The 7,793-nt window shown below is 40.2% G+C and carries 6 protein-coding genes; 4 read left to right on the top strand and 2 right to left on the bottom strand.

Going from position 1 to position 7,793, the window contains the following annotated elements; genetic code table 11:
- Nucleotides 1-76 precede the first annotated feature (76 nt).
- Nucleotides 77-469, bottom strand: a complete 393-nt coding sequence (locus EGI31_RS08500; protein ID WP_255036345.1) for a transposase — start codon at nt 467-469, stop codon at nt 77-79.
- 106 nt (nt 470-575) lie between these two features.
- Here EGI31_RS08500 and EGI31_RS08495 point away from each other — a divergent pair, with 106 nt between their 5' ends.
- From EGI31_RS08495 to EGI31_RS08480, 4 genes are all read left to right on the top strand, one after another.
- Complete coding sequence (locus tag EGI31_RS08495) at nt 576-1,160, top strand: GNAT family N-acetyltransferase (protein ID WP_255036791.1); 585 nt, start codon at nt 576-578, stop codon at nt 1,158-1,160.
- Nucleotides 1,157-2,044 carry a carbon-nitrogen hydrolase family protein gene (locus EGI31_RS08490; RefSeq protein WP_255036790.1) on the top strand — a complete coding sequence of 296 codons (888 nt, stop codon included), beginning with the start codon at nt 1,157-1,159 and terminating at the stop codon, nt 2,042-2,044. Before EGI31_RS08495 ends, EGI31_RS08490 begins: the two co-directional genes overlap by 4 nt.
- Before the next feature lie 69 nt (nt 2,045-2,113).
- Entirely contained in the window at nt 2,114-4,447 is a 2,334-nt protein-coding gene (locus EGI31_RS08485; protein ID WP_255036789.1) for a ChbG/HpnK family deacetylase, read from the top strand.
- Nucleotides 4,448-4,572: 125 nt separating this feature from the next.
- Entirely contained in the window at nt 4,573-6,018 is a 1,446-nt protein-coding gene (locus tag EGI31_RS08480; RefSeq protein ID WP_255036788.1) for a leucyl aminopeptidase family protein, read from the top strand.
- A gap of 79 nt (nt 6,019-6,097) precedes the next feature.
- On the opposite strand, the gene EGI31_RS08475 is transcribed toward EGI31_RS08480, so the two are convergent.
- Complete coding sequence (locus EGI31_RS08475) at nt 6,098-7,789, bottom strand: RagB/SusD family nutrient uptake outer membrane protein (protein WP_255036787.1); 1,692 nt, start codon at nt 7,787-7,789, stop codon at nt 6,098-6,100.
- Nucleotides 7,790-7,793 lie beyond the last annotated feature (4 nt).

Raw genomic sequence — 7,793 nt, 5'->3', positions numbered from 1 at the left:
TGACGAGTTATCCCACAATAGTTAAATAAAGATTCCATGGAGTGATTAAGGTTTTTCTTATTCATTCTAAAATATTCTAAAGTGGTACTTTGGTGTTTTTTTTTAAGTCAACACCAGCGTCTTTACTAGCTATTTCAATTAGCTTTTCAAGATAATCTATTTGCATTTGCTTTTGTCCCAATCGTTGCTCCAATGATGCTACTTTTTCCAAAAGTTCCGCAGTCTTTTGAGCTTCGCTATCTTTTTGAATTACCATTGTAGTTCCTTTTTTATGTTCGGATGAGTAACGATAGAGCCAACGATAAACGGTTACGCTACTTACTCCCCATAAATTGCAAAAAGATTTTATAGAACACAAACCCGAACTGATTTCTTGAACTTTTTCTCGTTTGAACTCCTCACTAAATATTCTACGTTGTCGAATGTTTAGTTTTGTACTTTTTTTAGAAATTAATTTTGCTTCGATCATAACATAAGTTGATTTTTTTGTCAACCTATTTTAGGCAAGCACATCCAATCAACAAGGCCTTATTTAAGTTCATTAAAATTGAAAATTTTGATGCAAAAATGACGAAATGAGAAGCTGCATATATATAGGTAAAGAAATAGAAACGGTTGTTACTCCATTGGCGGCTTTGCGAATTGAGGTGTTTCGGGATTTTCCATATTTGTATGAGGGGAGTTTTGAATATGAGAAAGATTATCTGCAGACCTATGTGAATTCGGAACGTGCATTTTTGTTTGCGGTTTTTGACAATGAGAAAATGGTGGGTGCTACAACGTGCATTCCGTTGATTGATGAAACTGCTGAGGTAAAAGAACCTTTTGAGGGTGTTGGGATGAAATTGGAGGAGATTTTCTATTTCGGAGAAAGTATTTTGCTAAAGGAATATCGCGGAAAAGGCATTGGTAAACGTTTTTTTGAAGAAAGAGAAAGGCATGTTGCCGGTTTTGGGAATTATACCACGACCTGTTTTTGTGCGGTAGATAGGCCGGAAAACCATCCACTTTGGCCAAAGGCTTATGTACCTTTGGATGAATTTTGGGAAAGTAGGGGTTACAAAAAAAGTGAAGTTTTGAAGAGCAAGTTTAGTTGGAAAGACATCAATGAGCCGCTGGAAACTGAGAAAACGATGATTTATTGGTTGAAAAAGATATGAAAATAGCTGCCGCACAATATCCGATTGGCTACTTCGGAAATCTGGAGGATTGGAAAATCAACATTCGTGGCTGGGTAGCTAGTGCTGACGACGCTCAGATTTTGGTATTTCCTGAGTATGGCTCGATGGAAATGGCGAGTTTGTTCAGCGAGCAAATCCAAAAAGACTTGGTAGGTCAAATAGCGATAATGAATGAACTTTTACCCGAGTTTCTTGCCTATTTCTGTCAGATAGCCAATGAATTTGATAAGGTAATATTATGTCCGAGTTTCCCAGTACATGAAAATGGTCGATTTGTTAATCGGGTTTTTGTGGTTGGGCCAAAAGGACTGGCTGGCTACCAGGACAAGTTTTTCATGACTCGGTTTGAAGACGAAGAATGGGGAATTTCCTCTGGGCAGAAGAAATTGAGTGTTTTTGAATCCAAATGGGGAAAGTTTGGAATTCAGACTTGCTACGATGTTGAATTTGGTATTGGCTCCAAGTTATTGTGCGAGGCTGGTGCTGAGGTGATTTTTGCTCCTAGTTGCACCGAAACTCTCAGAGGTGCCACTCGCGTGCATGTAGGTGCTCGGGCGAGGGCACTTGAAAATCAATGTTATGTGGTGGTTTCACAAACTGTTGGCGATGCCTTGTGGTCGCCTGCGGTGGATATTAATTATGGTTATTCGGCCATCTACAGCACGCCTGACTTAGGATTTCCAGATGAGGGAATCTTGGCCATGGGTGAAACACAAAAGAAAATGTGGCTTTTCGTAGAATTAGAAATAGAGAAAATACACGAAGTGAGGAAAAATGGGAGTGTTTTGAATTTCAAAAGTAATTCCGCCATAAAAAACGCTCTTTGGGACTCAGAAATAGAGATCCAACATATAAGAATTTGAATTTTTGATTCTAATTGTATCAGAAATCACTACTTTTAATAACCTATTCAATCATAATCTTAACATAAAATGAAAAAAGTATTCCTCCTGGTATTACTCGGGCTGCAAGTGGTGGCTCAAAATAAACTTTCCTTGCCTAGAAGTACACCCGAAACTGAGGGAGTGAACTCGCAAGGAATCTTGAACTTCTTAGAAGCCGCCAATAAAAGTAAGCACGAGTTTCATAGTTTTATGTTGATTCGACACGGAAAAGTGGTGTCTGAAAACTGGTGGGCTCCTTACAGAAGCGACCTCAAGCATACCATGTACTCTACCAGCAAAAGTTTTACAGCTACGGCCATTGGATTTGCGGTGGCAGAGAAAAAGCTCAGCGTGAGCGACAAAGTGGTGAGTTTTTTTCCTGATGATTTGCCAGAAAAAATAGGCCCAAACTTAGCTGATTTGGAGATCAGAGATTTGCTGTCGATGAGTGTTGGGCATGAAAAAGAGAATGCCAATTTCATAGCCACCAGCGACAACTGGGTAAAAGAATTCCTCAAGACACCGATTGTGCACACACCAGGTACAAAGTTTCTTTACAACACACCTGCCACCTATATGCTTTCGGCCATCATTCAGAAAGTAACTGGCCAGAAGGTCATTGACTATCTACAGCCTAGGCTTTTTGAACCACTTGGAATACAGAATATAGACTGGGAAGTTGATCCTAAAGGCATTAATACAGGTGGCTATGGACTAAGACTAAAAACTGAGGATATGGCCAAGTTTGGTTTATTGTTTCTTCAAAAAGGCAAATGGAATGGCAAACAGATAATTCCGGCGGCATGGATAGAAGAAGCCAGTAGCATGAAAATCATGCAAGATTTGCCCAAAGGCGTAACTACAAGAGACTCTAGCGACTGGCACCAAGGCTACGCTTATCAAATGTGGCGTTGCCGAAATAATGGTTATAGAGCCGACGGTGCCAATGGCCAATTTATCATCATTCTTCCCGAAAAAGATGCCGTAATAGCCATAACTGCCGAGGCACCTGACATGCAAAATGAGATAAATTTGGTTTGGAAATATATTCTTCCAGCCTTGAAAGATTCCAAATTGCCAAAAAACGCCAAAGCACTGACCGAATTAAATGCCAAATCAAAAAGTTTGGCCACGCCTATTTCAGTAAAAAACAAGGCATCGCAGTGGAAAGAGAAGATTTCGGGCAAAACTTACGGAGTGTATTCTAGCACTAGAGCATTGAAGGCGGTTAAGTTTGAATTTGAAGGTGATAATTTGAATGTAAGCTTGACCACTGACTCCGTTAATCACACGCTGAAATTTGGAAACGGAACTTGGGTAGAAAATACCACGACCAAGTTTGGGCCCTATTTGGTAGCGAGAGCTCGGGGAAATAGAATAGGTCAGTCGCCATTTAAAACCGCCAATAGCTACACTTGGTTAGATGACAAGACTTTGGAATTGACCTTGAAATACATTGAAAGTCCACATACCGAAACCATTGTTTGTGCTTTTGATGGAGATTATGTGACCTTAGATTTTCAGAATATTTTCAATAAAAATGCTGCTCGAACGCTCATAAAAGCAGTAATAAGTCCGGAGATGACCAACGCACCAAAACTAATTGTGAGGGGTGATGACATGGGGTATTCACATTCGGGCAACGAGGCACTTATAAAATCGTATGTGGAAGGCATCGAGACTTCTATTGAGATAATTGTACCCTCGCCGTGGTTTCCTGAAGCCGTGAAAATGTTGGAGAAAAATCCAAAAATCGATGTAGGACTGCATTTTGCTATTACGAGTGAATGGGATAATGTAAAATGGAGACCACTCACAGCAGCACCAAGTCTTAGGAATAAAGACGGGTATTTCTATCCGATGTTATTTCACAACAAAAACTACCCCATGCAGGCCGTAATGGACAACGACTGGAAAATAGAGGACATAGAACAGGAACTAAGGGCACAAATAGAAATGGCCAAAAAGTATATTCCAAGACTGAGCCATGTTTCGGGCCACATGGGTAGCTTGGCTTTTACGAAGGAAATGAAAGAAATGACAGCCAGAATCGGGAAAGAATATGGTATTCAAATGGTGGACGCGGGGTCTACGCACATTCAGTACACCGGCTACGAGTTTAGAAATAAAACCACCGAAGAGCGAATAGAAGGCTTTATAAAAATGTTGGACAAACTAGAAGCAGGCAAAACCTATGTGTTTGTTGAACACCCAGGTCTTGACAATGAAGAACTTAGGGCCATCTCTCACATCGGCTACGAAGACGTAGCCAAAGAACGCCAAGATGTTACCACTGTTTTTACATCAGAAAAAGTTAAAGAGGCTGTGGTGAGAAAAGGAATAAGTTTGGTGAGTTATAAAGAGGTCTTGGGGGTGAAGTAAGGTATGGAACGCTGATGACTATGATATAAATATAACGCTGATTAACTCGGAATTTATTTTGTTAACGACTAAAATAAAACATAAGAAAAAGATTCAATTTTAAATTTTTTCATAAAAACAAATACATGATTTCGACAAAACAAAATAGTGCAGTAAATTCAAAATCATACATAATACCGGTTTTTGAAAGTGAAATAATTGCAGATACAATAAAAAAAATACAGAGTTCTGTAAAATTCGACAATTGGACACTTCTGGACCATTTTAAAGGCTCGGCGAAAGAAACACTTTTGTCGGTTGAAGATAGCAAAATTTACTTCCTAGGCCTAGGTAAAAAACGAGAAGCCTCCGCTGTTTCTAAAGTTTTTAGGAGTTTTTTCTACAATAACAAAAGCAAACTGAGCGGCAATATCAGCATTTTGCTGGATCACGATGGTTTGGAGGAATTTGCCGAGGCTATCGTTAATGGAATTTATTTGGCTCAGTACAATTTGGGTATGTTAAAAACCAACCAAAAAGCGGAAAATGATTGGTTTTCGGAGGATGCTGAGTTGAATTTTGTTTCTGAAAAAGCCATAGAAAAGGATTTGGCCAAAGGCAAAATGCTGGCGGAAACTCAAATGAGAATAATGAAGTTGGTGGATTCTCCCGCCAATTACAAAACGCCACAAATGCTTTCGGAGGAAATTGAGAAAATGGGAAAATCCTCAGGTTTCGCTGTTAAAGTTTATGACGAAAAACAATGTGAAAAACTCGGCTTGAAGGCACTATTGGCGGTATCAAAAGGTAGTGTGGAGAATCCTGCAAGGTTTGTCATTATGGAATATACACATCCTGAAGCCAACAAAAAAGTGGGATTGATAGGCAAGGGAGTCACTTTTGACACAGGCGGAGTATCGCTAAAACCAGGTGACAACATGAACTACATGAAGTCTGACATGGGTGGAGCTGCGGCCGTAATTGGTACTATGGACATGGCGGCTAAACTTGGTTTAAAAGTAAATATCGTGGGTGCAGTGGCTCTGACCGAAAACTGCATAGATAGCTTGGCCATAAAGCCAGGTGATGTAATTGGCTCATATTTAGGTAAAACCATCGAGGTCATCAACACCGATGCAGAAGGGAGATTGGTTTTAGCTGATGCACTGGCTTATGTAAAAAAGAATCATCAACCAGATGTGATGATTGATTTGGCTACTTTGACAGGCAATTGTATTCAAGCCTTGGGCTACGCAGCCGCCGCATTGCTAAGTAACAACGACGATTTGGCTCAAAGTCTCATAAATTCTGGACAAACTACGGGTGAAAAAGTATGGCGTATGCCACTTTGGGATGATTATAAGGATATGATGAAATCTGACGTGGCGGATATCAAAAACCTTTCCTCCGCTCCTATTGCTGGAGCCATTACTGCTGCCAAGTTTCTTGAAGAATTCATTGATGGCCACACCAACTGGGCTCACCTGGATATTGCGGGGGTAGCATTCGGAGATTCAGAATATGGTTCTATGAAATCTTCCACTGGCTATGGCGTGAAGCTTTTGGTGGATTGGTTAGAAGGAGGTTTGTAAAAATTTTATTCGAGTCTACATTACAAAAAAACCGCAGCAGAAATATCTCCGCTGCGGTTTTCTCTTTTAAAATCCAATATCAATAACCCGGATTCTGTACCAAATAACCAACCAAGTTGGATGCTCCATCTATGGCAGTTTGGGGTATCGGGAAGATACGTTTGTTCTTATCGTTGTTGTCTTTTTCGGTCCAAGTTCCTTCAAATTTATTGAAACGAACCATGTCAGTTCTACGAAGCATTTCCCAATAAAACTCAAAACCACGCTCCCTAAATAACAAATCCAAGGTAATATTCGACAATGGAGCTGCTGGTTTTGTTAGCGTACGAGCTGATCTAACTACATTTACATCTGTCAGTGCCGCAGCAGCGTTGTTTTTACGTAGTTGAGCCTCAGCTCTCATCAAATGAACATCGGCTAAACGTACAATAATAATATCGGCGTCCCCACGGTTACGACCTGTGTTTGAAGCAGCCGAAAATTCGTATTTCTCTACTCTGTAGCCAGTCGGATAATCACTTCCTTCTGGCGTAAAATCTACTTTTTCAGTGAAAATCACTTTCTTGTCTGGTCTGTTTCTGGTAAGATTGGTTAATGGCCCCACTTTAAATTTACCATCAGCACATTTCAAGAAAACACCATTTACTCTGATTAATCCATACTGTTGTCCTCTCAAAATACCTCTATTTATTTTGAAGTCAGCACCCGCCACGCAAGTATCAACACCTGTAGAGTATATTTTGAGATTTTCCTGATAGAATCTCGGATCTTTGGTTGGATCGCCACCTTCGTTCGCCTCCACCCAAGTTCTGTAAAAATCTGACGTAATCGCAGGACCATCTGTGCCGTTGGCCGCTGGAAAAGCTGGTAAAGGAAATTGATCTCCCGAAAGCGAGAAATAGGCCATACGATTGTGCCCGTTCAATTCTGGTCTTTGATCTACTGCAAAAATTATTTCGGAATTGTCACGGTTTTTATCGCCAAAAATTGAGAAATAATCGTTCGAGAGTTTGTACTCGTTGGAAGCAATTATTTTGTCACAATATGAAATCACTTGATCCATATCAGAAGCTTTCAAATCAAAATTTGTGGCATATCTATCACGGTAAACACCGGCATTTAAGTACAATCTGGCCAATAGTCCCCAAGCACCAGCTTTGGTTAATCTACCAGTACCGACAGCAGCTTTGTTTAAAAGATTTGGTTCTGCTCTTTGAAGTTCGGATATCAAATATTCGACCGCCTCAGGCCCTCTCAAAATCTCTGAAACCTGACCTGGGTCTTCTTTTTTGAAAACTATTCCATACAAATCCAAAATCATCATATTGTAAAAAGCTTTCATACCAATAGCCTCTGCCAGATAGGTTTTGGCATTGGGGTCTGACATCGTTGGCAAGGCACTGATTGCCGTCACACAGCGAGAAAGTGCTTGTACCAGTGGATTCCAAGTGTTTCTTACGTTGGCATTATTACTCGTATAAGTATGCTTGTGTAACTCTATGTAGATACCATTGTCACCCCAGTCGGTACCTCCACGGTAAGGTAAAATGGCCTCGTCAGATGTGATTTCCTGAAGTGCAAAATACGTAGTATGCTGATAAATAGTAGGTAAAAGTGCATAAACAGGAGCAATAACTCCGTTGGCTGCATCTTTTTCAGAAACAGTAGTGCTGAACGATTCGTCAAGTACTTTTTCTTCAAGATTGGTACAGGCGTTGGCTAAAAACAATACGCCAACGATTGTAAATATTTTTGTTAATTTCTTATTCATTGTT

The organism is Lacihabitans soyangensis (genome assembly GCF_024343775.1).
GTDB classification, from domain to species: Bacteria; Bacteroidota; Bacteroidia; order Cytophagales; family Spirosomataceae; genus Leadbetterella; species Leadbetterella soyangensis.
This window is presented reverse-complemented; position numbering and strand designations above follow the sequence as displayed.

What these genes read in the sequence shown, in the direction of transcription:
- EGI31_RS08475 (WP_255036787.1), bottom strand. Translation starts at nt 7,789, where the DNA reads ATGAATAAGAAATTAACAAAAATATTTACAATCGTTGGCGTATTGTTT.
- EGI31_RS08480 (WP_255036788.1), top strand. Translation starts at nt 4,573, where the DNA reads ATGATTTCGACAAAACAAAATAGTGCAGTAAATTCAAAATCATACATA.
- EGI31_RS08485 (WP_255036789.1), top strand. Translation starts at nt 2,114, where the DNA reads ATGAAAAAAGTATTCCTCCTGGTATTACTCGGGCTGCAAGTGGTGGCT.
- EGI31_RS08500 (WP_255036345.1), bottom strand. Translation starts at nt 469, where the DNA reads ATGATCGAAGCAAAATTAATTTCTAAAAAAAGTACAAAACTAAACATT.
- EGI31_RS08495 (WP_255036791.1), top strand. Translation starts at nt 576, where the DNA reads ATGAGAAGCTGCATATATATAGGTAAAGAAATAGAAACGGTTGTTACT.
- EGI31_RS08490 (WP_255036790.1), top strand. Translation starts at nt 1,157, where the DNA reads ATGAAAATAGCTGCCGCACAATATCCGATTGGCTACTTCGGAAATCTG.